The sequence below is a fragment of the Thalassospira sp. MCCC 1A03138 genome, assembly GCF_002115785.1.
Lineage (GTDB): Bacteria > Pseudomonadota > Alphaproteobacteria > Rhodospirillales > Thalassospiraceae > Thalassospira.
Genome location: NZ_JFJY01000031.1, coordinates 1 through 460 on the forward strand (window position 1 = coordinate 1; position 460 = coordinate 460).

The 460-nt window shown below is 53.5% G+C and carries 1 tRNA gene; it reads right to left on the bottom strand.

The window, feature by feature from the left end:
- Positions 1–247 precede the first annotated feature (247 nt).
- Positions 248–324: transfer RNA gene (locus tag TH468_RS21105), tRNA-Met, on the bottom strand.
- Positions 325–460: the final 136 nt, after the last annotated feature.

Below are 460 nucleotides of genomic sequence, written 5' to 3' on the forward strand. Positions count from 1 at the left end.
TTTTTGGAAAAAGATATGGGGGAGCAGATTACAGACGGGATGGAGGATGCGTCGAACCTCCGCAGTCTGCGCGCGGGCTACCGCCCGTGCTCAACCTTCGGCTTAAAATCGCTCCACTGGAGCGATTTCTTCACAGCCTCAGCCTTCAAGTTATGAGCACAGGCCCATAACGCAGGAAGATCACAGGTTCTAATTCTGACCCAAGACTAAAACGACAAAACCCCGCCAATGGCGGGGTTTGATCGTTTGGTTGCGGGGGCAGGATTTGAACCTACGACCTTCAGGTTATGAGCCTGACGAGCTACCGGGCTGCTCCACCCCGCGTCAGGGTGTATTATAACCGGTGGGTTAAATAGATAACGCCGCATCATGATGTGAGGCGGCGTTGGATGTTTTGTGTGGTTAGGGAATATGAATAGCTGTGTTTAGAAGGCCCGGCGGTGACCTACTCTCCCGTGCC